This window comes from Kribbella sp. NBC_01505 (assembly GCF_045040285.1).
Classification (GTDB): domain Bacteria; phylum Actinomycetota; class Actinomycetes; order Propionibacteriales; family Kribbellaceae; genus Kribbella.
This window is the reverse complement of record NZ_CP109425.1, coordinates 7,537,491-7,564,062: the sequence shown is the minus strand read 5'-3', so window position 1 is coordinate 7,564,062 and position 26,572 is coordinate 7,537,491. Positions and strand designations below refer to the sequence as shown.

The window sequence follows — 26,572 nt, the reverse complement described above, 5'->3', positions numbered from 1 at the left end:
CAGGCCTCCCGACCGACGGCCGCGTCGTCGAACGGACGGCGGTGCGTGGCGTGCTGTTCGACGGGCCTCGGCTGTTGCTGCTGAGTTCGAGGCACGGTGACTTCAAGTTCCCGGGCGGTGGAGTCGAGGCAGGCGAGTCGTTCACCGAGGCCCTGGTGCGCGAGTTCCAGGAAGAGTGCGGGTACGGCGATGTCGTGGTCGGCGCGGAACTGGGCACGACCCGGGAAGAGGTAGCGGCCGAGGAAGCGGCGTACGACGTGTTCGGGATGACGTCGTACTACTTCGCCTGCACCGGCGGTGCCGCCCTGGGCGCGCAGCAACTGGAGGGATACGAGGCTGACCTACAGCTCGTGCCGCAGTGGGTGACCATGGCGGAGGCGTTGGCGGCCAACCGCGCCGTACTGGCGAGTGGTGTCGGCGTGATGCGCTGGCTGGTGCGGGAAACCGCCGTACTCAGCTGGCTTGACGCACGAACTCCGTGAGCCACTCCCCCAGCGCCTTCGCGCTCGTATCGACCATGGTCGGCCAGTCGAAGGCAGCGCCGTCAGCTGCATCCGACACGTGCTTGATGACCTTGACCGGTACGCCGAACTCACGGCAGGCGTAGACGACGCCGTAGGCCTCCATGTCGACCAGATGCGCCCGCTCAGCCAGCCGATCCCGTACGGCGGGGTCGGCCACGAACACGTCGCCGGAAGCCAGCACCGTCCCGTCACCACCGTCGACCGGCAACTCCTCCTGCGGGTCGAGCCCGATCGCCCGGATCGCATCGGCGTTCAGGTCGTGGTTGATCACGCTGCTCGGCAGATAGATCCCCGACAACCCGTCGCGCAACGCCCCCGTCGTACCGGCGTTGAGAACCACCAGATCCGACGTGTCCCGCCCAGCCAACCACCGGGCCATGGACACTGCGGCCTGCGTCTTGCCGACCCCGGTGATCAGGACCGGCAACCCCTCCGGCACATATCGAGCTTCCCCGCGAACAGCACTCGCCACGACGTAGTCGGTCACGGGGAAAGGCTACCGTCAGCCGACGGTGACCGTGGGCTCGCCGGTGGCGGTGGTCTCGCCCATCTCCTCGGCGATCCGCATCGCCTCCTCGATCAGGGTCTCGACGATCTTGGACTCGGGGACGGTCTTGATGACCTCGCCCTTGACGAAGATCTGGCCCTTGCCGTTGCCGGAGGCAACGCCGAGGTCGGCCTCGCGGGCCTCGCCGGGACCGTTCACGACACAGCCCATGACGGCGACGCGGAGCGGGACCTCCATGCCCTCGAGGCCGGCGGTGACCTGCTCGGCCAGGGTGTAGACGTCCACCTGGGCGCGGCCGCAGGACGGGCAGGAGACGATCTCGAGCTTGCGCTCGCGCAGGTTCAGCGACTGCAGGATCTGCAGGCCGACCTTGACCTCCTCGACCGGCGGGGCGGACAGCGAGACCCGGATGGTGTCGCCGATGCCCTTGGACAGCAGGGCGCCGAAGGCGGTCGCGGACTTGATCGTGCCCTGGAACGCCGGGCCGGCCTCGGTGACGCCGAGGTGCAGCGGCCAGTCGCCGCGCTCGGAGAGCAGCTCGTAGGCGCGGACCATGATGACGGGGTCGTTGTGCTTGACGGAGATCTTGAAGTCGTGGAAGTCGTGCTCCTCGAACAGCGAGGCCTCCCAGACCGCGGACTCGACCAGCGCCTCGGGCGTGGCCTTGCCGTACTTCTTCAGCAGCCGCGGGTCCAGCGAACCGGCGTTGACGCCGATCCGGATCGAGGTGCCGTGGTCCTTGGCGGCGGCCGCGATCTCCTTGATCTGGTCGTCGAACTTGCGGATGTTGCCCGGGTTCACCCGGACCGCCGCACAGCCGGCCTCGATCGCTGCGAACACGTACTTCGGCTGGAAGTGGATGTCGGCGATCACCGGGAGCTGTGAGTGCTGCGCGATCTCGGCCAGCGCGTCGGCGTCGTCCTGCGACGGGCAGGCGACCCGGACGATGTCACAGCCGGCCGCGGTCAGCTCCGCGATCTGCTGCAGGGTGGTGTTGACGTCGGAGGTCAGCGTCGTGGTCATCGACTGCACCGAGACCGGCGCGTCGCCACCGACCAGCACCTTGCCCACCTTGATCTGGCGGGTCTTCCGGCGCGGGGCCAGGACTGGCGGCGGCAGCGCGGGCATGCCCAGGGAGATGCTCATGATTCCTTACTCGTTGGGTGAGAGGGTCAGCCGTTGAACAGACGGATCGGGTTCACGATGTCGGCGATGACGAGCAGCACACCCATCACCGTGATCACACTCGCCATCACGTACGCGATCGGGAGCAGTTTGGCGACGTCGACGTACCCGGGGTCGGGGCGGCCGAACAGCCTCGCGAAGCCGCTCCGGACGCCTTCCCAGATCGCGCCGATCATGTGACCGCCGTCGAGCGGCAGCAGCGGGATGAAGTTGAACAGGGCAAGGAAGAGGTTGAGCGAGGCAAGCAGTGAGACCAGGAAGGCGATCCGCTCGCCACCGGTCAGCTCCTGGTTCGACGCGATCTCGCCGGCCACCCGGCTGGCGCCGACGACACTCATCGGGCTGTTCTCGTCGCGCTCACCGCCGACGATCGACTTCGCCACCCCGACGAGCTTGGCCGGGAAGTTGCCGATCGCCTTCACGGTGGCGACGGTCAGCTCGCCCATCTTGTCCACCACGAACGCCGGGCCCTGCCGCTCGAGCTTCATCTCCGGGGAGACGCCGAGGAACCCGACCGAGACGAACTTGTCCGACCCGGCCTCCTTGGGAACCTGGTTCAGGATCGTGTTGGTCCGCAGGGTCTGCTGCGCACCCTTGCGCTCGACAACGATCGTGGCGGGCTTGTCGGTGTTCGCGCGGATCAGCGGGGTGAGCTGGTCCCAGCTGGAGATCTGGGTGCCGTTGAAGGAGACGATCCGGTCGCCGATCTGGAAGCCCGCGGTCTTGGCCGGCGACACCGCGTCCTGATCGGTGCACTTGCGGTCCGCGGTGGCCTGGCTGGCCGGGATCACGCAGTCGGTGACCGTGGACACGGTCGTCTGCGCGACATTGGCGCCGTACAGCATGAAGAGACCGCCGAACAGGAGGAACGCGATCGCGACGTTGACCAGCGGGCCGGACGCCATCACGATCAGCTTCTTCCACCACACCTTCTGGTAGAACAGCCGGCCGTTGTCGGCGGGGTCGATCGTCTCGTACTCCGCGTTGCGCGCGTTCTCGGCGATCGACTGGATCGGGCCGGTGCTGGCCTTGCGGACCTTGCCCGGATCCTCGCCCTTGGCGGGCGGCAGCATGCCGATGATGCGGACGAAGCCACCGGCCGGAATCGATTTGAAGCCGTACTCCGTCTCGCCGCGCTTGACCGACCAGACGGTCCGGCCGAACCCGACGAAGAACTGGGTCACCTTCATCCCGAAGGCCTTGGCCGGAAGCATGTGACCGACCTCGTGCAGGGCCACCGACACGATGATGCCGAGGGCGAACACGACGATGCCGAGGGTGGTGAGCAGTACGGTCATGCGTTCGTGGTCTCCTGTACTCCGGTGATCTCGCGCGCCCGGGTCCGCGCCCAGGCATCCGCCGCGAGTACGTCGTCGACGGACAGCTCCTCGTACGAGGGTACGTCGTGCTCGGTCAGCACCTGAGCGACTGTGTCGACGATCGCCAGGAACGGCAGCCGGCCGTCCCGGAACGCCTGCACGCAGACCTCGTTGGCCGCATTGAAGACCGCGGGCGCGGTGCCGCCGCGGGTGCCGGCCTCGCGGGCCAGGCCGACGGCCGGGAACGCCTCGCCGTCCAGCGGGAGGAACTGCCAGTTGCTCGCCTTGGCCCAGTCCCAGGGCGGCGACGCGTCCGTTATCCGGTCGGGCCAGCCCAGGCCGAGCGCGATCGGAAGCGTCATGGTCGGCGGTGAGACCTGCGCGATCGTCGAGCCGTCGTGGAACTCGACCATCGAGTGCACCGCCTGCTGCGGGTGCACCACGACGTCCACCCGGTCCATCGGGATCCCGAAGAGCAGGTGCGCCTCGATCAGCTCGAGCCCCTTGTTGACCAGGGTGGCCGAGTTGATCGTGACGACCGGGCCCATCGCGAAGTTCGGGTGGGCAAGCGCTTGCTCCACGGTGACGTCCGCGAGCTCGGACCGCTTCCGCCCGAGGAACGGGCCACCGCTCGCGGTCAGGAGCAAGCGTCGTACCTCATCGGGGGCGCCGCCTCGCAGGCACTGCGCGATCGCACTGTGCTCGGAGTCGACCGGCACGATCTGACCGGGCTTCGCCCGCCGGGTGACGACGGGGCCGCCGATGACGAGGGACTCCTTGTTCGCCAGAGCCAGCGTGTTGCCCGCGTCCAGCGCGGCGAGTGTCGGCCGCAGACCGACCGAGCCGGTGATGCCGTTCAGTACGACGTCGCACGGGGTCGCGGCCAGCTCGCTCGACGCATCCGGACCGGTGACGATCTTCGGAATGCGGAACTCGCCCTGCGCGTACCCGTGGCGCTGCGCCTCGGCGTAGAACGCGAGCTGCAGATCCTGCGCCACTGTGGCCTTCGCCACCGCGACCACCTCGACGCCGAACTCCAGCGCCTGCTCGGCCAGCAGCCCGACGTTGTCGCCACCGGCCGACAGCCCCAGCACGCGGAACCGGTCGCGGTTGCGCCCGATCAGCTCGAGCGCCTGGGTGCCGATCGAACCGGTCGAGCCGAGGATGACGACGGTACGCGGGTTCACACCGCCATCATCCCAGGTGCCGCCCCGAGGTGACGACCCCGGTGTAAGTGACGACCCCGGACTATTGAACTCTCCGCCGGCACCCCCGTACGGCGTACCGTGGCCTGCATGAGTCTGGAGCAGCCGCCGCCCGGTCAACGGGCCTCTGACAACGACCGGGAACGCGCGGCGAGCGTGCTCCAGGAAGCCCACACCGACGGCCGCCTCGACTTCCAGGAACTGGACGAGCGGCTCACCCAGGTCTACGCGGCCAAGACCCAGATCGAGCTGCGCGACGCGACCGCCGACCTGGTCCCGGTCCGGGACACCAGCAAGCCGGCCGAGGTGATGATCCGGGCCACCCACAGTTCGCAGAAACGCGAAGGCGCCTGGCATGTCCCGGAGCGCGTCGCCGCCGAACTGGTGCACTCCTCGGCCCGCCTCGACTTCACCGACGCCGCGGTGCACTGGCCCGAGGTGACCGTCACCGCCAACCTCACCCACAGCTCGATGACGATGATCGTCCCGGTCGGCTGGTCGGTCACCCTCGACGACGTCGAGCTGCACGGCGGTTCAGCCAGCAACAAGACAGTCGGCGCCGGACCCAACGCCGTACACCTCATCGTGAAGGGCGGCGCCCGCTACAGCTCCCTGACCGTCCGCCACCCCCGCAAACGCCACTGGTGGTGGCCCTGGTACCGCAAGTGATCTAAACCTCGTTCGCGGTGGTCTGGTTGCCGATACCGTGAGCGCATGACCGTTTCGTTGGATCTGGTGGACGTCGACTCGTTGCTGACCGCTGAGGAGGTCGACGTGCGGGCGGCTGCGCGGCGGTTCGCGGACGAGCGGTTGCGGCCTTCGTTGCCGGAGTGGTTCGAGAGCGCGAGTATTCCGGCGCGGGAGCTGGCCAAGGAGCTGGGGGCGCTCGGGTTCCTGGGGATGCACCTGACTGGGTACGGGTGCGCGGGGCTCGGGCCGGTGGCTTACGGGCTGGCCTGCCTGGAGATCGAGGCTGCCGACTCGGGGATGCGGTCGCTCGTGTCGGTGCAGGGGTCGCTGGCGATGTATGCGATCTGGAAGTACGGCAGTGCTGAGCAGAAGGAAGAGTGGCTGCCCCGGATGTCCGCGGGTGAGGCGATCGGGTGCTTCGGGCTGACCGAACCCGACTTCGGCTCCAACCCCGGCGGGATGCGCACCAACGCGCGGCGCGACGGTGACGACTGGGTGCTGAACGGCTCGAAGATGTGGATCACCAACGGGTCGGTCGCCGACGTGGCGGTGGTGTGGGCGCGGACTGACGACGGCGTGCGCGGCTTCGTCGTACCGACGTCGACGCCGGGCTTCTCTGCCCCGGAGATCAAGGTGAAGATGTCGCTGCGCGCGTCCGTCACCTCGGAGCTCGTGCTGGAAGACGTCCGGCTGCCTGCTTCGGCTGTGCTGCCTGAGGCACGTGGACTGTCAGGCCCCTTGGGCTGTTTGAACGAGGCGCGCTTCGGCATCATCTTCGGCGCCATGGGTGCGGCCCGCGACTGTCTGGAGACAGCAATCGCGTACGCCGGTGAGCGGACCGTCTTCGACAAGCCGTTGTCCGGCTACCAGCTCACGCAGGCGAAGATCGCCGACATGGCCGTCGAGCTCAACAAGGGCATCCTGCTCGCCGTCCACCTCGGCCGGCTGAAGGAGAAGGGCACGCTCCGCCCCGAGCAGGTCAGTGTCGGCAAGCTGAACAACACCCGCGAAGCCATCGCGATCGCCCGCGAGTGCCGGACCATCCTGGCCGCCAACGGCATCAGCGGCGAGTACCCGATCATGCGGCACGCCAACAACCTCGAGTCCGTCCTCACCTACGAGGGCACCTCGGAGATCCACCAACTGGTCATCGGCCAAGCCCTCACCGGCCAGAACGCCTTCCGCTGACCGCATGCTCGCAGAACCCGCAGTCGACCGAGAAGCCACGACGCACTACGCATGCGGGGGTGACGCGATGGGTACTGGGAGTGAAATCCCATTACTCCACGTCACGGGGCCAGGAGTTCCGAGAGGAGTCAGGCATGCGTATCGGAGTCGGAATCGCGCTCGTCACGGTCGGGGCCATCATCGCGTTCGCTGTCCGGGACACCTCGGACAGCCTGAATCTGCACGCGCTCGGGATCATCATCATGCTCGCCGGCGCCGTCGGCATCTGGTTGTCGTACCGGCTGGCGAACCCGCGCAGCCGCGACGAGGCCACGATGCTCAAGCCGGAGGTCGAGAAGCAGTACAGCGTCGCGCCGCACGAGAAGGTCGCCGAGACCGTGATCGACGTGACCCCGACGCACCTCCGCGAAGGTCACAACGGCTTGAGCAAGTAGTCACACTCATCCGCATGTGACCGTACGACGGACCCGTCCGCAGCCTGCTCGGTCCAGCGGTCGATCACTCGCGGCCCGGACCACAGGTGGTAGCCCAGCCGCTCGTACAGCCGGCGGGCGCCGTCGTTCTCCGGTCCGACGCCTAGGCCGATCCACGCCCGCCCCCAGTCCCGCGCCAACACCTCGGCGGCGCGGACGAGCGCCGTACCGATCCCCTCGTTGCGCACGAACGCGTCCAGCCCGTTGATCTCGGCGGGGTCCTCGGCGGCCTGCAGTTCGGCGTACTTCGAACGCTTCAGGACCACCGTCTGCCCGACGATCACGCCTGCACGCCGCGCCAGCAGGTAGGCACCGTCCCCGGCCCGCTGCACCTCCCAGCGGCCCAGCACATGATGCTGCGCAGCCGGCGAGTCCATCGACCCGATCAGCTGGTCGACGTCTCCACGTGTAGCCGGCCCGATCTCCATCACCCGACCGTACGACGTACCGGCGGCGGGCGCAGCCGAGTTTCAAGGCTGGATGCGCTGATGGGCCACCGCGGATCGGCCGATGGGGCATCGTTGGCGCGGCGTCCGGGTGATCTCTTCGCTGCGGACCGGGTTCAGGCACTGCCACCGGATCAACTGGAAAGAAACCTTCCAGTTGCCGGAGGCATCGATGCACGCCGATAGACCGATCATGGTGATTTCACCTCATCTCGACGACGCTGTACTAAGCGTCGGTGCGAGCTTGGCTGCGCTGACCGCGCAGGGCCGCGACGTCACCGTCTGCACTGTGTTCGCCGGTGAACCGACGCCGCCGTTCTCGGAGTTCGCCCGCGAGCTCCACAGCATCAGCGGGCTGGGCGACGATGCGGTGGCGCAGCGACGTCAGGAGGACCGTGAGGCCACAGAGATCCTCGGGGTCCGGTCACTGCACCTGCCGTTCCTGGACGCGGTCTATCGGCAGGACGAGACCGGCTGGATCGTGGAGTCGTTTGATTCCTTGTTCGAACGCCGGACCGACGACGCACTGGTCGAAGAGATCGCTCAGGCCATCCACAAAGCCTTCGGCGACGAGTGGCCGGCCGAGCTGTGGACCTGTGCGGCCTTCGGCGACCATGTCGATCATCGGATCACCCGGGATGCGGTGGCCCGGCTGGCGCACGAGCACAACCTGAAGCTGGTGTTGTGGGAGGACTTCCCCTACGCGGCCGGGCAGGCGCACGCTGCAGTTGGCCAGCCTGCGTGCGTGCCCGACGTGACGCGGGCGCACCTGCAACAGAAGGTGGAGGCTGTCGCGCGGTACCCGTCGCAGCTCACCATGCTGTACGGCGCGGAGCGGGAGTGGCGCGACGGCAAGAGTCTGGACTGGCGCTCAGAGCTGCTCGACCACGCTGCCGACCGGGCCGAGCACGGCGGCTACGAGCTGCTCTGGCACGTTGCTCTTGGGCCGCCGAACTCAAGCGCCGTGGGACCGGCGGGCGTCGACCAATCGCAAGAGTTCCGGCCGCTGCCGTGAGTTGCGCCGAGGTGGCGATTCACGGAGTTGTGCGTCGTCTGCCGGCCTGTGGCATTTGGCTGGCTATCCGTTGAGATTGACCGTTCTCTGCTCAAATTTTGAGGGGAGAAGGGTCAACTTGCGGGGAGATCCCCTCGTTTTCTGGACGGCAACCGAAGCCCGGAAGCTCAGGCGACGGGCACCCGGGCGCCGACCTCGCCATCCACCTCAGCCACAGGATCGGCCAGCCACCCTGCTCGTTGACACCGGCCACGGCGGCGGACAACCACCGGGTACGCCGCCGGCCGCATCGCGACGCGCGGAAACGTGGTTTGCGGGGGTCTGCTGCCACCCAGCGGCAGCAGGTCCCCGCAAAGACGTCCGTGGATCGGTGGCTGGGCGGGATGGTGCGGCCGGTCGCCGAGGTTGCGGTTGCTTGGGCTTCCGGGCTGTGGTTGGTCCCGACGATCAGGAGGCTTGGTGGGTGACCCGACGCGGTAGTTGCTGACGCCGGACCAACTGCTACTTAGCGACCTCGGTCGCCCGCGACTCCCGTACGACGGTGACGCGGATCTGGCCCGGGTAGGTGAGCTCTTCCTCGACCTGCTTGGCGATGTCGCGGGCCATCACCTGGGCCGCGATGTCGTCGACGGCGTCCGGCAGCACCATCACGCGGATCTCGCGACCGGCCTGCATCGCGAAGACCTTCTCCACGCCGTCGTGGTGCATCGCGATCTCCTCGAGTCGCTCGAGGCGCTGCACGTAGGCCTCCAGCGATTCGCGGCGGGCGCCCGGCCGGCCACCGCTGACCGCGTCCGCGGCCTGGGTGAGCACGGCCTCGACCGTCCGCACCTCGACCTCGTTGTGGTGCGCCTCGATGCAGTGCACGACATCGTCGTTCTCGCCCCATTTGCGGGCCAGCTCGGCACCGACGATCGCGTGGCTGCCCTCGGACTCGTGGGTGAGCGCCTTACCGATGTCGTGCAGGAACGCGCCACGCTTGCACAGCTTCGGATCCAGCCCGAGCTCGGCCGCCATCATCCCGGCGAGGTGCGCGGACTCGATCAGGTGCTTGAGCACGTTCTGCCCGTACGACGTCCGGTAGCGCAGCAGACCCATCGTCCGGATCAGCTCCGGGTGCAGGTCGGTGATCCCCACCTCGGCCATCGCGTCCTCGGCGGCCCGCTCACACAGCTCGGCGACCTCGCCCTTGCTGCGCTCGTAGATCTCCTCGATCCGGCTGGGGTGGATCCGCCCGTCCAGCACCAGCGAATCCAGCGTCAGCCGCGCGGTCTCCCGGCGTACCGGGTCGAAGCAGGACAGGAGCACGGCCTCGGGGGTGTCGTCGATGATCAGGTTCACGCCGGTGGTCTGCTCGAAGGAGCGGATGTTGCGCCCCTCGCGACCGATGATCCGGCCCTTCATGTCGTCGCTGGGCAGATGCACCACCGACACGACGGACTCGCTCGTCTGCTCACTCGCCAGCCGCTGGACCGCACCAGTGATGATCTTGCGCGCCTTCGTCTCACCCTCGTCGAGCGCCTGCCGCTCGATGTCGCGGACGATCGTGTGCGCGTGCCGCTTCGCCTCGGCCTCGATGGCGGCGACCAGCTCGGCGCGGGCCTGCTCGGTGGTCAGATTCGCGACGCCTTCCAGGATCCGGCGGCGTTCGTCCTCGAGGTCCTTGATCTCCGCCTTGCGCTGGTCGAGCTCGGCCAGCTGGGCGGTCAGCTCGAGCTGCCGCTCCTCGCCCTGCCGGTGCTGCTCGTCGAGCCGCTCCTCGCGCTCGGTCAGCCGGTGATCGCGCCGCTCCATCTCCAGCCGCTGCTCGCGCAGGTCGTCGCGGATCGACTGCGCCTCCGCCTCGACCTCCCGCCGTACCTCCGACGCCCGCTGCTCGGCATCACGCCGCACCTCCGAGGCGCGGTCCTCCGCGGCCCGGCGGATCTCCTCGGCGCGCTGCTCCGAGGTCTCGGCCCGGACCCGCAGTACGGCGGCCTCCTCCTCGGCCTGGCGCTTGATCAGCTCGGCCTGGGACTTGGCGCCGGACGTGATCGTCGAGGCCTCCAAGGTGGCGGTCGCCGCGGCCGCGGTGTTGTCGGCGGCCTTGCGGCGCGACAGCGTGAAGCCGATCCAGGCCAGCAGGCCGGCGATCACCAGGCCGACCACAGACAGGCCGATCACGGTCGGCCCGGCGGAGCTCGCCAATGCCACGAGTGCCATCGGCCTCTCCCCTCGTCGAGTCACGCACCAGGCGGGACTGTGTCAATCGGTCGGAGGGGTCACTCTGTGTCACCAGGTACGGCGATTTCCGTCGGCAACCGGTCCGGCTGCGACGGCTCGGCCTCCAGGCAACGGGGGCATCGTCACCAAGGCCGCCTGAGCACCGTCGATCCGACGGCAGTACAAGTCGCCGTCGTCCCGTTCAGCTCGTGAGAACTGCCAGCTCGCTATAACCGCCACCGTGAGGTGGAGTGATCCCTTCGTATTCCCGAGGCTAGGCGTGCCCCATCACCCGGTCAAGACGGACACTCCCCCGGGGACCCACCACATCCGCGACCCGATCGCAGGAACAGACCAGGGGCTCCACTGGTCCATCGATGACGGGCGCGCGCCGCGGTCGCGGCGCCGCCCACAACGCTACCTACCGATTACTCTCCGCAGCGATTACTCGCGCGGGCCGGGCAGGCCGGTCGCCGTACCGCCGGTCTCCGCACCTTCGGCGGACGAGCCGGCCGAGGCCGCGTCGGACGGCTCGGGAGTCTCGCCACCGACCGTCCGGCTCTCGGGAGCATCAGCGGCGGCTTCTGGGGTGCTCTCAGGCGCGGTTTGGGGCGTTTCGGTGGATTCACCGGTCTGCTTGTCGACGAAAGTGCCGACTTTTTCCTGTACCGCGTCGACCTTGGCCGCGTACTTCCCACCGGTCTGCTTGTCGATCAGATCGCCGGCCTTCGCTACGCCGTCCTTGATCTTGTCCGGGTTCTGCTTGACGACGTTCCGGAGCCAGTTCTTAGCCTGTTCCTGGAATTCGTTCATTGCACCCTCCGCGGTGTGTCAGGGGCGGATCGACGGAAAATCCCCAGCGTACGGACTCAGCCAAATACTGAGCCCTCTTCGGATAACACACCGTCGCAACCGACCCGTCAACGCCCCTCGCCGCCGACAGCGCCACGGATTCACCCGCCGGAGCCTGCCAGCGCCCGGCTCGTCGGCGTCTCGTGGCCCAAATAGTCCGCCGGCCGCCCCTCGAACAGCACCCTTCCACCGTGCCGCCCCGGGCCGGGACCGAGGTCGATCAGCCAGTCGGCCCGCCGGATCACCTCCAGATTGTGCTCGACCACGACCACGCTGTGTCCGTGCTCGACCAGCCGGTCCAGCACGCCCTGCAGCGTCTCGACGTCGTCCAGGTGCAGCCCGGTCGTCGGTTCGTCCAGCACGTACGTCGTCCGCTCCCGCGCGACCCGTAGTTCCTTCGCGATTTTCACCCGCTGGCATTCACCACCGGAAAGCGTGTTCAGCGACTGTCCCAACCGCAAATATCCCAACCCGACCGCCGCCAACTGCCGCAGCCCGCGCGCGATCCCGGCATCGGGCAACTCGGTGATCGCCTGCTCGATCGTCAACTCGTCGACGTCGGCGATCGAATACCCGTTCACCAGGTAGGTAAGGGATTCCGGCGAAAAACGCCGCCCGTCACACGCCGGGCAAACAACCTCCTGCCCTTCCATGAATGCCAGATCCGTGTGCAGCACACCAAGTCCCCGGCACTCCGGACACGCCCCCGCCGAATTCGCACTGAACATCGCCACCGGCACCCGGTTGCGCTCGGCAAAAAGCTTGCGCACGGCCGGCGCGATCCCGGTGTACGTGAGCGGCGTCGAACGCCGGCTCGTCCCGACCGCCTTCTGGTCGATCACCACCGCCGAGCACTGCGCCACCAACTCAGCCGCCAAACTCGACTTCCCCGACCCCGCCACCCCCGTCAGCACAGTCATCACCCCACCCGGAACCCGCACCGTCACATCCCGCAAGTTGTTCCGCCCAGCCCCAGCCACCACCAGCCACCCACCCGGCCCCTCCTGCCGCTCACCACGGGCCTCCTCACCCGCCTGCCCAACACCCCTCGCAACCACCCCCACCTCACGCCCCACACGGCCGTCCGCTCCCGCCTTCCGCGCTGCCCGCCCGTCCGAGTCCGCAGCCCAACCGCCTTGCTTCGCTTGGCGTTGTAGGGCGCGGGCGGTTGGGGTTTGTGCTTTCAGGAGTTCGGCGTACGTGCCCTGGAAGACGATGCGCCCACCGGCGGCGCCGGCACCCGGGCCGACCTCGATGATCTGATCCGCGTGCCGCATCACCGCCGGGTCGTGTTCGACCACGAGCACGCTGTTTCCGCTGTCCCGCAGTTGCTCCAGCAACGCGATCATCGAATCCACGTCGGTCGGATGCAGACCGACGGTCGGCTCATCGACGACGTACGTGAGTTCGGTCAGGCTCGACCCGAGTTGCTTCACCGTCTTGATCCGCTGCGACTCACCACCCGACAAACTCGTCGTCGCCCGCGCGAGCGCCAGATACCCGAGCCCGATGGTGACCATCGCCTGCAGCCGCACGGACAACGCCGACACCACCGGTGCAACGGCCGGCTCCTCGATCCCCCGCACGAACTCCAGCAGCTCAGTGACCTCCCACTGAGCAAGCTCACCAATCGTCCGGCCACCCACAGTCGCCGTACGCGCATCCTTCGCGAGCCGATCCCCATCGCACTCCGGGCAAACGCCCGAACGCGTGAACCGCTGGATCGCCGCCTGCTTCCGCTCCGAGAGGTTGTCCGCGGTGTGCAGGTAGACACGCTCGAACCGTTCGACGACACCCTCATAATCCTTCGGCAGTTTGCGTCCGAGCTCAGCCGCCGCGCTCCCGCCGTACAGCAACGCCTCTCGCTCACCGTCCGACCACTCGCGCAACGGAGTGTCGACGTCGAACGAACCGATGTCGGCGTACTGCGAGTACCAGTACTTGCCCGGCCCGAAGCCAGGCAGCCGGATCGCCCCCTCCACCAGCGACTTGTCGAGATCCAGGAACCGATCGACCGCGCTCACCACGACCTCCCCCAGCCCCGAACACACCGGGCACATCCCCGTCGGGTCGTTGAACGAGAACCGGTTCGACTCACCGACCTGCGGCTCGCTCAGTCGCGAGAACATCAGCCGCACGTACGTCCACGCGTCCGTGACGGTCCCGACCGTCGACCGCGCGTTGCCGCCGATCCGGCGCTGGTCGATCACGATCACCGGCGTCAGCCCGTCGATGTGCTCGACCTCCGGCCGCGCCCACTTCGGCAACCGGTTCCGCGCGAACGGCGGAAACGTCTCGTTCAGCTGGAATCCCGCCTCGGCGGCGATCGTGTCGAACACCAGCGACGACTTGCCCGACCCCGAGCGCCCCACGAACACGACCAGCTGATTCCGCGGTACGACGAGGTCGATCCCGGCGAGATTGTTCGTCCGGGCCTGGCGCAGGGTGATGGCTCGTTCGTTCATGGCTTGTTCGTTCATGAGAGCGACGCTATGAGCAGATGTGGCCTGATTCTGGCCACATCTTTTGCCATCATGGGGAGATGGCCGACGTCACCGCACGAATGCTCGCGCTGCTGTCGACGCTGCAGACCGGGCGCTCGTTCACCGGCGACGAGCTGGTGCAGCGGCTCGGCGTCAGCCCGCGCACCCTGCGCCGGGATGTCGACCGGCTGCGCGGCTACGGGTACCCGGTGGAGACCCAGCCCGGCCCCGGCGGCTACTACCGGCTGACGGCCGGGCGGTCGATGCCTCCGCTCGTCCTGGACGACGACGAGGCGGTCGCGACCCTGCTTGCCTTGGCCTCGCTCGGCTCGATCGGATCCTCGGCGGAGGGCGGGATCGACGATGCTGCCACCCGCGCGTACGGGAAGGTCGACCAGTTCCTGCCGGCACGGCTCCGATCCCGGGCCGTCGCGGTCCGGGCGAGTGTCGAGACCAGTCATCAGGAGGCGCCGAGCGTCCCCGCAGGCCAGCTCGGCGAACTCGCGGAAGCCATCGGCCGCCAGGAACGCATCTCGTTCGCCTACCGCACCGCTCGCGGCCCGGAGACGACTCGCCGCGTCGAGCCGTACCGGCAGATCCACCACCTGCTGCGCTGGTACCTGCTGGCCTGGGACCTCGATCGCGACGACTGGCGCGTGTTCCGCGTCGACCGCATCGACGATCTACGTCGCAGTACGACGCGCTACACCGCGCGCCCGCTTCCCGCGGACTCCGCGACGGACTATCTGCGCGCGGGACTACAGAAGGCGAAGCATCCGATTCGGCTCGTCATCGACGCTTCGGCCGAGTCCGTCATTGATGCGTTCAAATACCAGGACGCAGAGATCCAAGCGATTGATGCGAGCCGCACCGAGATCGCTGTTGCACTGGACAGCTGGCACTGGCTCCTTCTGCCGCTGGCTTTTCTCGATGCCGACTACCGCATCGTACAGGCGCCGCCGGAGTTTCTCGCGGGCTTTCAGTCCTTCGCTCGGCGTCTCCGCGACGCGAGCATTTCCTGAGCCGAGGCTGCCGGAGCGAACACCAGCCAGCCGTCGAGCAACGCGTCTCGCAACACCTGCTCCGGGACCTGGTCCAGCTCGATGAGCACGGCGGGGTAGTTGTCGAAATGCTGGATCGTGAAGAACCCGTCTCCCGACCGTGCCGTCAGGACCGCTTCTCTCTCGCCCAGGTCCTCGAGCCGGACCGCGAGAATCGGTCCCTCCGGCGGTGTCTCGTCACCGAACCGTTTCAGATCCGCCTTGCTGAACGGACGTTCCCAGGCATACGCCTTACCTTCGACCACCCAGGTGCGATAGCCGTGCCGCGTCGTCTCCTCGGTCCCCGGCAGCTCCGCGACCAGCCGCTCCACGTCGTCCAGGCTCGCCATCACTCGACCTCGATTCCCGATGAATCCAGCAACGGAAACTCTTCGTGGGAAGCGTCGAGCTCCTGCTTGATGATGCTCATCGCCATCCCGCCCGGATACCCCTTGCGCGCCAGCATCCCGAGCAGCCGCCGCATCGCGACCTGTCGGTCGAGCGAACGCATCGACCGCAGCTTCTTCCGCACCAGGACCCGAGCCGTCTCCTCCTCCTGCCCAGGATCAAGCTCCTCCAGCGCGTCCCGCGACAGCTCGTCGTCCACGCCACGCCGCCGCAGCTCCTGCGCCAGCGCCCGCTTGCCGAGCCCCCGCCCACGATGCCGCGACTCCACCCATGCCGTCGCGAACGCCGCGTCGTCGATCAGCCCGACCTCGGTGAACCGATCCAGCACCTCATCGGCCACCTCATCCGGAATGCCGCGCTCCGCCAGCACATCCGCCAGCTCCGCCCGCGTCCGCGGTTGCCCCGACAACTTGTCCAGCAAGATCGTTCGGGCCAGCTGCGCCGGATCCGACCCGTCCGCCACCGCAGACTCCGCCGACTCGTCCGCCGCATCCCGCCGCCGGCGCCCACTCCCTATTGGCCCCCGAGACGCCAGCCCGCGCTTCTTAGTCCGCTCCCCGGAACCAGCACCCCAACCCCCGCCAGTCCCCTCTGACCGACCAGCTCCACGCGAACCACGACCGCCCTTCGAAGCCTTGGCCGATCCGCGAGCCTCCACATCGTCACCGCTCTGACGCGCAGTAAGCCAGCTACGCCGCTCCGGCTCAACAACCTCAGCCTCGCCGTCCACCACGGCATCCCGCCTGCGGGGTACCGCTGGAACCTCAGGCTCCACGGCTGCCTCACGAGCGGACACATCTATCTCGGCGTCGGCTGTGCTCGCAGCAGCAGCTTCAGCTACCTCGGGCCCCCACACGCCGGCGGCATCATCTCTGACACGCCGCTTCGGCTTGGGGCTAGGGACAGGAGCATCATCACTCCACGGATCAAAGCTCCCGGCAGCACCCTCGACCGACGGTGCGGCACCGTCGCCACCGGACTCGTCGCCTCCGGCAAACGCCTGAGCCTCAGCCCAGTAGTCAGCAGCCACACTCCGGCGAATCCCCGTACTGGCCCGCCGCACACTCCCCGGGTCGTCCCCGGCAAACTCCTCATCCAGCTCGCCCCAGGGATCAACCATCTCGCCACCCGTCTGGCGGCCACCCTTCCGTGCTGGCACCGGACGCGACTCAGCCGCCCGCTGGCCAGCTTCAGCTCCAGGAGTATCGCCTTCGCCGAGCTGTTCGTCCGACACCCTCGTCTGCCGACCACGGCCGACCGCATCACGCGCTCGGCCGGACTCCTCCGCAGACCCGTCAGCCGTCGTACGACGTCCGCTCGCTGCTCGCGCACCACCTGGGCTCGCCGAACCGGCTTCCGTCGGCCTGGCTGCTCGCTTCGTCTTGCCGGCCGACTGGCCGCCCACGTCATCGAGGGCCGCCGCGCCGCGGGCCAGCAGTTGGCGGGCGAGGGCGAGGCGCTCTTCATGGGGTAGGGACAGAGCCGCGGGGGCAGGCTCATCGGCGGGTGAGTGCCGAGGAGCGCTGCCGCCCACGGTGGGTCGATCAGAAGTCGACATCGACCTCGGCCGTGGCCTTGGCCTTGTCGTCGGCCGGCTGGTCCAGGGTCGGACCGATGCCCATCTTCTCCTTGATCTTCTTCTCCAGCTCGTTGGCCAGATCGGGGTTGTCGCGCAGGAAGTTCCGCGCGTTCTCCCGGCCCTGACCGAGCTGGTCGCTCTCGTAGGTGAACCACGCACCGGCCTTGCGGACGAAGCCCTGGTCGACACCGAGGTCGAGCAGGCTGCCCTCACGGCTGATGCCCTGGCCGTAGATGATGTCGAACTCGGCCTGCTTGAACGGCGGGGCGACCTTGTTCTTCACGACCTTGACGCGGGTGCGGTTACCGACCACGTCGGTGCCGTCCTTCAGCGACTCGATCCGGCGCACGTCCAGTCGCACCGAGGCGTAGAACTTCAGCGCCTTACCACCGGTCGTGGTCTCCGGGGAGCCGAACATCACGCCGATCTTCTCGCGCAGCTGGTTGATGAAGATCGCGGTGGTGTTCGTCCCGCTGACCGCACCGGTCATCTTCCGCAGCGCCTGGCTCATCAGCCGGGCCTGCAGACCGACGTGGCTGTCACCCATCTCGCCCTCGATCTCGGCGCGCGGCACCAGCGCGGCCACCGAGTCGATCACGACGATGTCGATCGCGCCGGAGCGGACCAGCATGTCGGCGATCTCCAGCGCCTGCTCACCCGAGTCGGGCTGCGAGACCAGCAGCGCGTCGGTGTCGACGCCCAGCTTCTTCGCGTAGTCCGGGTCGAGCGCGTGCTCGGCGTCGATGAAGGCCGCGATCCCGCCGGCGCGCTGGGCGTTCGCCACCGCGTGCAGGGCGACCGTCGTCTTACCGGAGGATTCCGGGCCGTAGATCTCCACCACGCGACCGCGCGGCAGACCACCGATCCCGAGCGCGATGTCGAGCGCGATCGAACCGGTCGGGATGACCTCGATCGGCGGCCGGTTCTGCTCACCCAGACGCATCACCGAGCCCTTGCCGCAGGCCCGCTCGATCTGCGTCAGCGCAGTCGCAAGCGCCTTCTCGCGATCCGCTTCCTTGCGCTCCGCGCTTGCTGTTGCACCAGCCATCTGACTGCCACCTGACCCATCTGGTAATCGGGCGAACTTCCTGGCCGCCCGGAGGATTTCTATGTCGCCAGAGAAGATATTCGGCGCCACGGACAGTTTTCGCCGTCATCACGAATCTGTACGAATCTGTGGACAACCAGACCGTCCGCCGCCCTTCCCGGAAGCACAAACTATCCCGAACACCTGTTCGAATCACAAACTGACACGCCGAAGTCCGGCGAGGCAACCGAACTGGCCCGCCCGGTCCCTACTCTTGCGGGCGTGACCGACCGTCCGGACGTCCCCGATTCCGCCGTCGTCCTCGCCTTGAGCCGGGTCGAGTTCGGCATCGACTCCGTCCTGGACGCGCTCCGGACCCAGGATCCGTTCGGCATCCGCAGCCTGCTCACCGAGTACTCCGAGCAGGAGCGCCCCAACCTGGCCGAGAAGGGCCTGATCCTCGCGATCGACCGGTTGCTGCGGATGAAGGTCCCCGGTCATGCCGAGTGGCCGACGCTGCCGCTGGCCGATCGCTGCGACTGGTGGGTCGAGCGGCTCGGCGGGTTCGCCGCTGTGATCGCGGGCCTGCCCCGGATCAGCGGCGCCGCGGCCGACCGGCTGCCGATCAAGGACACGCTGGGCGCGTCCGTCCAGGCGATGGTGATCGGTGCGGTCTGCCGCGAGTACGGCGTCGAAGCGCACGCCGACCGGACCGCGGTCATCGCCCGCGTCCTCACCAACCGCCCGATCACCCCGGACGACGTCCTCCGGTACGACGACCCGACCGCCGCGGGCCAGGACGTCGCCAAGCAACTGGGCTTCGGCGACGACTCCGAAGAGGCGGGACTGCGCAAGGGCGTCCGGCTGGTCTGGCGGATCAGCAAGCTGCTTGTCGGGCTCGGGGACGTGTTCGAGGATCGTCCACGCGGCAGTCTCGGCGCACGGTTCATCGGCCAGCTGCCCGCCATCGGCGTGGTCGGCGGGTTCTTCGACGAACGCAAGGGGATCCGCAGGGCGGCGTACAAGGCGGCGGATCTGCTCACCACCGGCACCTTCCGGGTCAAGCCGATCTGATCGACCCGAGCCTGCAAGGCTGGAATGATCACCCCATGAACGCGATCACCGTCGTGCGACCCGACGAGACCTGGCCGGCCCAGTTCGAGAAGACCGCGCAGGTGGTCCGGGAAGTCCTGGGCGAGCTGGCCCAGCGCGTCGACCACATCGGTTCGACCTCGGTGCCCGGACTGCCGGCCAAGGACATCCTCGACATGCAGGTCACCGTGTCCGCGGAGTCCGAGCTGGACGAGGCGGTCGAGCGGATGACGGCCGCGAGCTGGGACTTCCGCCCGAAGGCCCAGCGCGACCACCAGGTGCCAGGGTTGCCCGAGGACGAGCAGCAGTGGGTCAAACGCCTGGTGGTCGAGCCCATGTACCGCCGTCGGGTGAATCTCCACATCCGCGTGGCCGGCCGTGCCAACCAGCGCTACGCGCTGCTGTTCCGCGACTACCTGCGCAGCCACCCGGCGACAGCTCAGGCGTACGGCGAGTTCAAGCGCCGCGCGGCCGCCTTGCCGTTCGACAACGTCGGCGACTACGCGGAGCTGAAGGATCCGGTCTGCGACCTGATCTATCTCCCCGCCGAGGAGTGGGCCGACCGCACCGGCTGGACCGCCTGACCTTCGATGCGCTCAGCGCTCGCTGGGTGGTAGGCGCAGGTGGGCCCAGACGGCCCGCCAGACCGTCTTGGCGGCCTCACCGTCGGCCAGTGCCTCGATGACTGTGCGGCCCTCCAACTGCTCGACCACCTGGGTCTCGGCCCAGGTGCGTGCATACGCAGGACCGAGATGGTGGTCCATCCGCGACCAGAATTCTGTCAGTCTCATGCGGGCCCGTCGTTGTCCTTCGGAGGCTGCTGGCTCCATCCACCGTGCTGAGGCGGCTGCTGCCCGTACTGCGGGCCTTGAGGAGGCGGTGGCCCCCACTGCCCCGGCTGCGGCTGGCCCGGGTACTGCGGTTGTCCGGGCTGTTGCTGACCCGGCTGCGGCTGTCCCGGCTGCGGCCCCGGGTACGGCGCCGGTCCGCCCGGCTGGCCACCGTACGGCCCGGGCTGGCCCTGCCCCGGCTGACCGCCGTACTGACCTGGCTGACCCTGCCCCGGCTGACCGCCGTACTGACCTGGTTGACCGTATGGCCCCGGGCCCTGCGGCGGGTACTGCTGGCCGGGGCCGTAGCCCGGCTGGCCGCCGTACTGCGGGCCCCACTGACCTGGCTGCGGTTGCCCCGGATACTGCCCGTAGCCCTGCTGGGCCTTGGCCTTGCGCCCGCGCAGCACGAAGAAGGCGCCGCCGCCCGCCAGCAGCAACAGCACCACGATGAGCACGATCGCCCAGATCGGGAACCCGCCACCGGCCTTGGAGGTCAGCGAGATGCTGCCCAGCTTGTCGAGGCTGTCGTACGTCGCCGTCCGGCCGTCGACCTTCGCGCCGTTGTCGTGCTCGAGAATCGTGCCCGGCATGGTGATCTTGAAGTTCACCTGCGGCTGCTGACCACCGCCCGCGAGCGCGCTGAGGTCGGGGGCCTTCACCGTCACGGTGACCTTGCCGTCCGCCTTGCGGAAGGCGACGCCGTCCCCGGTCGACTGGCCCATCTTCTCGAACGGCACGCTGTCGAAGGTGCACTTCGAACCGACGTACTGGGAGTCGTCGAACGGGTCGCAGGCGATGCCGTCCGTCGTCAGCTCCTTGATGCTGCTGTCGACGCGCTCACGGATCTTGTCCAGGGACTGGCCGCTGGCCTCGAGCAACTGCTTGTCGATGCCGATCTGCATCGTCCCCGAGACGGTCTCGTCCGAGCCGACCTTCAGGTCGCCGTCGAACTTCCCACACCCGGTCAGGGCCAGCAGACAGGCCACGACGATCGCGGCACGGACGCGTTTCATCATGTCTGCGATCATCCCAGACCGTTCCGACAACCTTCACATCGGACAGTGACGAAATCATCGTGCTCGAAACTGTCGGAGGCACCCGGCAAGATGGTGGTCGTGAAGAAGACCAGCGCGTTGAGCCGGTTCTCGCCCGCGACCCGGGCGTGGTTCGGCGACGTCTTCGAGGCGGCCACCCCGGCCCAGCTCGAGGCGTGGGACGCGATCACCGCGGGCCGGGACGCGCTGGTGGTCGCCCCGACCGGCTCGGGCAAGACGCTGGCCGCCTTCCTGTGGGCGCTCGACCGGCTCGCGACGACCCCGCCGCCGGAGGATCCGAAGCTGCGCTGCCGCGTGCTGTACGTGTCACCGCTGAAGGCGCTGGCCGTCGACGTCGAGCGCAACCTGCGCGCGCCCCTGATCGGGATCCGGGAGACCGCGCGGCGGCTCGGCGACGCGCCGATCGACGTCGAGGTCGCGGTGCGTTCCGGCGACACCCCGGCGGCCGACCGGCGGCGTTTCGCGACCCGGCCCTCCGACATCCTGATCACGACGCCGGAGTCGCTGTTCCTGCTGCTCACCTCGCAGGCGCGCGAGTCCTTGCGCGGCGTCGACACGATCATCGTCGACGAGGTGCACGCGGTCGCCGGGACGAAGCGCGGCGCGCATCTGGCGCTCACTCTCGAGCGGCTCGACTCGCTGCTGCCGAAGCCCGCGCAACGCATCGGGCTGTCGGCGACGGTGCGACCGGTCGAGGAGGTCGCGCGGTTCCTCGGCGGTGAGCGGCCGGTGACCGTGGTCCAACCCAAGTTCACCAAGCAGTGGGATCTCAGCGTCGTGGTGCCGGTCGAGGACATGGCCGAGCTGGCGAGCACGGAGCTGGAGACGTCCGGCTCCGCGGCCGGGCCGCCGCAGCATGCCTCGATCTGGCCGCACGTCGAGGAGCAGGTCTTCAACCTGATCGAGCAGCATCGCTCGACCATCGTCTTCGCGAATTCGCGCCGCCTCGCCGAGCGCCTGACCGCCCGGCTCAACGAGATCGCCGCCGAGCGTGCCGAGCTCGCGCTGCCGGAGGAGGGATCGCCGGCACAGGTGATGGCGCAGTCCGGTGCGTCGCTGGCGGCGCCGCCCTTGATCGCCAAAGCGCACCACGGTTCGGTCAGCAAGGAGCAACGCGCGCTGATCGAGGCAGATCTGAAGTCCGGCCGGCTGCCGTGCGTGGTGGCCACCAGCAGCCTCGAGCTCGGTATCGACATGGGCGCGGTCGACCTCGTCGTGCAGGTCGAGGCCCCGCCATCGGTCGCGAGCGGGCTGCAGCGGGTCGGGCGCGCCGGTCACCAGGTGGGTGCCGTGTCGCGCGGCGTGCTGTTCCCGAAGTTCCGCGGCGACCTGATCGACACCGCGGTCGTCGTGCAGCGGATGCGGGACGGGCTGATCGAGAGCCTGCACATCCCGGCCAATCCGCTCGACGTGCTGGCCCAGCAGATCGTCTCGATCGTCGCGCTGGACACCGTCGACGTCGACGAGCTGTTCAGTCTGGTACGTCGCTGTGCCCCGTTCGCGACGCTGCCCCGCTCGGCGTACGACGGGGTGCTCGACATGTTGTCCGGCCGCTACCCGTCGGACGAGTTCGCCGAGTTGCGGCCGCGGATCGTGTTCGACCGGGTCAGCGGCGAGATCAACGGCCGACCGGGCGCCCAACGACTAGCGGTGACCAGCGGCGGCACGATTCCTGATCGCGGGCTGTTCGGCGTCTTCCTGGTTGGCGAATCGACCAACCACCGCGTCGGTGAGCTCGACGAGGAGATGGTGTACGAGTCGCGGGTCGGCGACGTCTTCACCCTTGGCGCGTCGAGTTGGCGGATCGAGGACATCACCCACGACCGGGTGCTGGTCTCCCCCGCGCCGGGCCAGCCGGGGCGGCTGCCGTTCTGGAAGGGTGACGCGGTCGGCCGCCCGGCCGAGCTGGGCGCCGCGACGGGAGCGTTCGTCCGGAAGATGGCCTCGCTGCCGGCCGCCAAGGCGATCGAGCGGGCGCGCGCCGCCGGCCTCGACGAGTATGCGGCGAACAACCTGGTCTCCTACCTGGCCGAGCAGCGCGAGGCCACCGGCCGGGTGCCCGATGACGTGACGATCCTCGTGGAGCGTTTCCGCGACGAGCTCGGCGACTGGCGAGTCTGCATCCACTCGCCGTATGGCGGCCAGGTGCACGGACCGTGGGCCCTGGCGATCGCAGCGCGGCTACGCGAGCGGTATGGGATGGATGCCCAGTCGGTGTCCGGCGACGACGGGATCGTCCTGCGGCTGCCGGAGACCGATGAGGCGCCGCCGGGTGCCGACCTGGTGCTGTTCGATCCGGCCGAGATCGAGGATCTGATCACCACGGAGGTCGGTGGATCGGCGCTGTTCGCCGCGCGGTTCCGCGAGTGTGCCGCCCGAGCTCTGCTGCTCCCCCGGCGGAATCCGGGACGCCGGTCGCCACTGTGGCAGCAGCGGCAGCGATCCGCGCAGCTGCTGAGTGTCGCCAGTAAGTACGGTTCGTTCCCGATCGTGCTCGAGACCCTGCGTGAGGTGCTGCAGGACGTCTACGACCTGCCTGCGTTGAAGGATCTGCTGACCGGCATCAGTGAGCGCCGGGTCTCAGTCGTCGAGGTGGAGACCTCGGAGGCCTCGCCGTTCGCCAAGTCACTGCTGTTCGGCTACGTGGGCGCCTTCATGTACGAGGGCGACACACCGCTGGCCGAGAAGCGGGCGGCAGCTCTGTCGCTGGACCAGAGCCTGCTGTCGGAGCTGCTCGGGCGGACCGAGCTGCGTGAGCTTCTCGACGCCGAGGTCGTGCTGCGGACCGAGGCCGAGCTGCAGCGCCTCGCCGAGGATCGACGGGCACGGGACGCGGAAGGCCTGTTCGACGTGCTGCGTCTGGTCGGCCCGCTCTCGGTCTCCGAGGCGTCGCAACGCTGTGTCGAGGACGCGGATGCCGAGTCCTGGTTGACGGATCTGGCCGCAGCGCGCCGCGTGGTGCGAGTCCGGATCGCCGGTGAGCATCGCTGGGCGGTGGTCGAGGATGTGGCCCGGCTGCGCGACGCGCTTGGTGTGCCGCTGCCGCCCGGGATCGCGGAGGCGCACGCCGAGCCGGTCGCGGATCCGCTCGGTGATCTCGTCTCCCGGTATGCCCGCACGCACTGCCCGTTCCGCGCGATCGATCTGGCGACCCAACTCGGGATCGGCGTTGCCGTTGTCAACGACGCGCTGCGCAGGCTGGCTGCGGCCGGCCGAGTCGTCGAGGGTGAGTTCCTGCCCGGTGGCATCGCGATGGAGTGGTGCGACAGCGAGATCCTGCGGCTGCTCCGCCGCCGTTCGCTGGCCGCGCTGCGCAAGGAGGTCGAGCCGGTCGATCCGTCGGCGCTCGCCCGCTTCCTGCCGGCATGGCAGGGCATCACGAGCAGTCGCGGCCGTGGGTACGACGTATTGCTCGGAGCCGTCGAGCAGCTGGCCGGATGCGCCGTGCCGGCGTCGGCGCTCGAGTCGATCGTGCTGCCGTCGCGGGTTCCCGGCTATCAGCCGTCGATGCTGGACGAGCTGACGGCGACGGGTGAAGTGGTGTGGGCCGGAGCCGGGTCGCTGCCGGGGACCGACGGCTGGGTGTCGTTGCATCTGGCCGACAACTGCGATCTGACTCTGCCTGATCCAGACCCGGCATTCGAGATCGGCGAAACTCACCAAGCCGTGCTCGACGCCTTGGCCACCGGCGGTGCGTTCTTCTTCCGGCAACTGAGCGACGCGGTGGGCGCTGCGACTGGAGCGGTCGACGACGAGACCATGGTGAGCGTGCTGTGGGATCTGGTCTGGGCCGGGCAGCTCACCAACGACACTCTGACGCCTGTCCGGGCGTTGGTCGGCGGTGGCCGAGGCAGCCATCGGACACGGCGGGCAACCCCGCGTGCGCGGCCTGGACGCCCGCTGCGGCCAGGCCGACCGGCAATGCCCGCGCGCAGCGGACCGCCGACGGCCGGCGGGCGTTGGTCGTTGCTTCCGGCCCGGAACGAGGACCCGACCCGCAGAGCGCACGCGGCGGCCGAGACGTTGCTCGACCGGTACGGGATCGTCACGCGCGGTTCGGTGATGACCGAGCGGACTCCGGGCGGGTTCGCGGCCGTGTACAAGGTGCTGAGTGCGTTCGAGGACTCCGGCCGATGCCGTCGTGGCTACTTCGTGGCTGGGCTTGGCGCTGCGCAGTTCGCGCTACCCGGCGCGGTCGATCGGCTTCGCGCGCTGGCTGAGCTGCCTGGATCGTTGACCGGTGCACCGACCGGGCGTGGGCGACGCGACGAGGAGCCGGCCACGCGGGCCGTCGTACTGGCGGCCTCCGATCCGGCGAACCCGTATGGTGCCGCGCTCCCCTGGCCCGAGCGTGACGGTGCCAGTGGGCATCGGCCAGGGCGCAAGGCGGGCGCGCTGGTCGTCATGGTCGACGGTCGCCTCATCGTGTACGTCGAGCGCGGCGGGCGGACCGTGCTGAGCTTCACCGAGGATGTCGAGCTGCTGCAGCCCGCGGTTGACGCGCTGGCGTTGTCGATCCGGGACGGTCAGCTGGGGAAGCTCAGCGTCGAGACCGCGGACGGCGAGCAGGTTCGGCATACGGCGTTCGGGGATGCGCTGGCCAAGGCAGGCTTCCACGCCACTCCTCGCGGGCTGCGGCTCCGTGCCTGAAGGCGACACCGTCTGGCGAGCCTGCAAGCGTCTCCACCAGGCGCTCGGCGGGCACGAACTGGTGCTGACGGACTTTCGGGTCCCGGCCCTCGCGACGACCGACCTCAGCGGCCGGACGATGCTGGAGGTCGTTGCACGAGGCAAGCATCTGCTGATGCGCGTGTCCGGCGGCGTGACGATCCACAGCCACTTCCGGATGGACGGGAGTTGGCACCTGTATCGGCCCGGCGAGCAGTGGCGGGGCGGACCGGCGCATCAGGTGCGTGCGGTGCTTGAGACGACGTCCTGGACGGCGGTGGGGTATCGGCTGCCGGTGCTCGAGCTGCTCGCGACAGAGGCTGAGGACACCGTCGTCGGCCACCTCGGGCCGGATCTGCTGTCCCCCGGCTTCGATCGGGCGCAAGCGATCGCGAATCTCCAGGCCGACCCGGAGCGCACGATCAGCGAGGCGTTGCTCGATCAGCGCAATCTGGCCGGGATCGGCAACTTCTACCGCACCGAGGTCTGCTTCCTGCTCGGCCTGCATCCGTGGCTGCCGGTCTCCGCGGTCAACCTCACGGCAGCCGTAGATCTGAGCCGCCGGCTGCTGAAGGCCAACCTGCGCAACGGCACCCAGGTCAGCACCGGCGTCGACCGGCCCGGGCAACGCACCTGGGTGTTCGAGCGGGCCGGGCAACCCTGCCGCCGCTGCCGGACCACGATCAGTACGGCGATGATCGGTGCGCCACCGCGGGATCGGGTCAGCTACTGGTGCCCGGTCTGCCAGCCCGCGGCGGACTCCCGCACAGACTGACCTGT

Annotated in this window: 23 protein-coding genes; 10 read left to right on the top strand and 13 right to left on the bottom strand. The window is 68.8% G+C overall.

What is annotated here, in order from left to right:
* The first annotated feature begins 41 nt into the window (after positions 1-41).
* Positions 42-482, top strand: a complete 441-nt coding sequence (locus tag OG474_RS35525; protein ID WP_405058010.1) for an NUDIX domain-containing protein — start codon at positions 42-44, stop codon at positions 480-482.
* Here OG474_RS35525 and OG474_RS35520 read toward each other — a convergent pair.
* From OG474_RS35520 to dxr, 4 genes are read right to left on the bottom strand one after another with little or no spacing between them, the layout of a single operon-like run.
* Positions 454-1,011 (bottom strand): nucleosidase, encoded by a 558-nt coding sequence (locus OG474_RS35520; protein WP_405058009.1) that lies wholly within the window; start codon positions 1,009-1,011, stop codon positions 454-456. The genes OG474_RS35525 and OG474_RS35520 overlap by 29 nt on opposite strands.
* Positions 1,012-1,026: 15 nt before the next feature.
* Entirely contained in the window at positions 1,027-2,178 is a 1,152-nt protein-coding gene (ispG, locus tag OG474_RS35515; protein ID WP_405058008.1) for a flavodoxin-dependent (E)-4-hydroxy-3-methylbut-2-enyl-diphosphate synthase, read from the bottom strand.
* A gap of 26 nt (positions 2,179-2,204) precedes the next feature.
* Positions 2,205-3,515: a M50 family metallopeptidase gene (locus OG474_RS35510; RefSeq protein WP_405058006.1), complete on the bottom strand. Its 1,311-nt coding sequence runs from the start codon at positions 3,513-3,515 to the stop codon at positions 2,205-2,207.
* Positions 3,512-4,723: a 1-deoxy-D-xylulose-5-phosphate reductoisomerase gene (gene dxr / locus OG474_RS35505; RefSeq protein ID WP_405058005.1), complete on the bottom strand. Its 1,212-nt coding sequence runs from the start codon at positions 4,721-4,723 to the stop codon at positions 3,512-3,514. Before dxr ends, OG474_RS35510 begins: the two co-directional genes overlap by 4 nt.
* Before the next feature lie 108 nt (positions 4,724-4,831).
* Here dxr and OG474_RS35500 point away from each other — a divergent pair, with 108 nt between their 5' ends.
* The 3 genes from OG474_RS35500 to OG474_RS35490 all read left to right on the top strand — a co-directional run bounded on the left by OG474_RS35500 (position 4,832) and on the right by OG474_RS35490 (position 7,053).
* Positions 4,832-5,410: a DUF1707 domain-containing protein gene (locus tag OG474_RS35500; RefSeq protein ID WP_405058004.1), complete on the top strand. Its 579-nt coding sequence runs from the start codon at positions 4,832-4,834 to the stop codon at positions 5,408-5,410.
* Between the two features lie 45 nt (positions 5,411-5,455).
* The gene (locus tag OG474_RS35495; protein WP_405058003.1) at positions 5,456-6,619 is read left to right on the top strand and encodes an acyl-CoA dehydrogenase family protein; all 1,164 of its coding nucleotides are present in this window, start codon (positions 5,456-5,458) and stop codon (positions 6,617-6,619) included.
* 134 nt (positions 6,620-6,753) lie between these two features.
* Positions 6,754-7,053: a DUF6458 family protein gene (locus OG474_RS35490; protein WP_405058002.1), complete on the top strand. Its 300-nt coding sequence runs from the start codon at positions 6,754-6,756 to the stop codon at positions 7,051-7,053.
* Here OG474_RS35490 and OG474_RS35485 read toward each other — a convergent pair.
* Positions 7,032-7,520, bottom strand: coding sequence for a GNAT family N-acetyltransferase (locus tag OG474_RS35485; RefSeq protein WP_405058001.1), 489 nt, complete (start codon positions 7,518-7,520; stop codon positions 7,032-7,034). The two genes, OG474_RS35490 and OG474_RS35485, sit on opposite strands and share 22 nt — an antisense overlap.
* Positions 7,521-7,731: 211 nt before the next feature.
* On the opposite strand from OG474_RS35485, the gene OG474_RS35480 reads away from it, so the two are divergent.
* Positions 7,732-8,553 (top strand): PIG-L deacetylase family protein, encoded by an 822-nt coding sequence (locus OG474_RS35480; protein WP_405057999.1) that lies wholly within the window; start codon positions 7,732-7,734, stop codon positions 8,551-8,553.
* A gap of 501 nt (positions 8,554-9,054) precedes the next feature.
* On the opposite strand, the gene rny is transcribed toward OG474_RS35480, so the two are convergent.
* The 3 genes from rny to OG474_RS35465 form a co-directional block, all read right to left on the bottom strand.
* On the bottom strand, positions 9,055-10,755 hold the full coding sequence (gene rny / locus OG474_RS35475; protein WP_405057997.1) for a ribonuclease Y: 1,701 nt from the start codon (positions 10,753-10,755) through the stop codon (positions 9,055-9,057).
* 444 nt (positions 10,756-11,199) lie between these two features.
* A complete protein-coding gene (locus OG474_RS35470; protein WP_405057996.1) occupies positions 11,200-11,568 on the bottom strand; it encodes an antitoxin in 369 nt (122 codons plus the stop codon).
* Between the two features lie 140 nt (positions 11,569-11,708).
* Complete coding sequence (locus tag OG474_RS35465) at positions 11,709-14,087, bottom strand: ATP-binding cassette domain-containing protein (RefSeq protein ID WP_405057994.1); 2,379 nt, start codon at positions 14,085-14,087, stop codon at positions 11,709-11,711.
* 62 nt (positions 14,088-14,149) lie between these two features.
* Between OG474_RS35465 and OG474_RS35460 the strand changes: the two genes are divergently transcribed.
* Positions 14,150-15,112 carry a helix-turn-helix transcriptional regulator gene (locus OG474_RS35460; RefSeq protein ID WP_405057993.1) on the top strand — a complete coding sequence of 321 codons (963 nt, stop codon included), beginning with the start codon at positions 14,150-14,152 and terminating at the stop codon, positions 15,110-15,112.
* Here the strand turns inward: OG474_RS35460 and OG474_RS35455 are convergent.
* The 3 genes from OG474_RS35455 to recA all read right to left on the bottom strand — a co-directional run bounded on the left by OG474_RS35455 (position 15,070) and on the right by recA (position 18,165).
* The gene (locus tag OG474_RS35455) at positions 15,070-15,480 is read right to left on the bottom strand and encodes a hypothetical protein (RefSeq protein WP_405057991.1); all 411 of its coding nucleotides are present in this window, start codon (positions 15,478-15,480) and stop codon (positions 15,070-15,072) included. The genes OG474_RS35460 and OG474_RS35455 overlap by 43 nt on opposite strands.
* Complete coding sequence (locus tag OG474_RS35450; protein ID WP_405057990.1) at positions 15,480-16,001, bottom strand: regulatory protein RecX; 522 nt, start codon at positions 15,999-16,001, stop codon at positions 15,480-15,482. Before OG474_RS35450 ends, OG474_RS35455 begins: the two co-directional genes overlap by 1 nt.
* Before the next feature lie 1,081 nt (positions 16,002-17,082).
* Positions 17,083-18,165 (bottom strand): recombinase RecA, encoded by a 1,083-nt coding sequence (recA, locus tag OG474_RS35445; RefSeq protein ID WP_405057989.1) that lies wholly within the window; start codon positions 18,163-18,165, stop codon positions 17,083-17,085.
* Positions 18,166-18,426: 261 nt separating this feature from the next.
* Between recA and OG474_RS35440 the strand changes: the two genes are divergently transcribed.
* Together OG474_RS35440 and OG474_RS35435 are read left to right on the top strand one after the other, a co-directional pair.
* A complete protein-coding gene (locus OG474_RS35440; protein WP_405057988.1) occupies positions 18,427-19,218 on the top strand; it encodes a hypothetical protein in 792 nt (263 codons plus the stop codon).
* Positions 19,219-19,253: 35 nt separating this feature from the next.
* Positions 19,254-19,820 carry a GrpB family protein gene (locus OG474_RS35435; RefSeq protein ID WP_405057987.1) on the top strand — a complete coding sequence of 189 codons (567 nt, stop codon included), beginning with the start codon at positions 19,254-19,256 and terminating at the stop codon, positions 19,818-19,820.
* A 12-nt stretch (positions 19,821-19,832) separates the two neighbouring features.
* Here the strand turns inward: OG474_RS35435 and OG474_RS35430 are convergent, their stop codons facing one another.
* Entirely contained in the window at positions 19,833-20,027 is a 195-nt protein-coding gene (locus OG474_RS35430; protein ID WP_405057986.1) for a DUF3046 domain-containing protein, read from the bottom strand.
* Positions 20,024-21,085, bottom strand: coding sequence for an LppM family (lipo)protein (locus OG474_RS35425; protein ID WP_405057985.1), 1,062 nt, complete (start codon positions 21,083-21,085; stop codon positions 20,024-20,026). The genes OG474_RS35430 and OG474_RS35425 overlap by 4 nt, the downstream gene beginning before the upstream one ends.
* Before the next feature lie 90 nt (positions 21,086-21,175).
* On the opposite strand from OG474_RS35425, the gene OG474_RS35420 reads away from it, so the two are divergent.
* Both OG474_RS35420 and OG474_RS35415 read left to right on the top strand, forming a co-directional pair.
* Entirely contained in the window at positions 21,176-25,774 is a 4,599-nt protein-coding gene (locus tag OG474_RS35420) for an ATP-dependent helicase (protein WP_405064647.1), read from the top strand.
* Positions 25,767-26,567, top strand: coding sequence for an Fpg/Nei family DNA glycosylase (locus OG474_RS35415; protein ID WP_405057984.1), 801 nt, complete (start codon positions 25,767-25,769; stop codon positions 26,565-26,567). Before OG474_RS35420 ends, OG474_RS35415 begins: the two co-directional genes overlap by 8 nt.
* Positions 26,568-26,572: the final 5 nt, after the last annotated feature.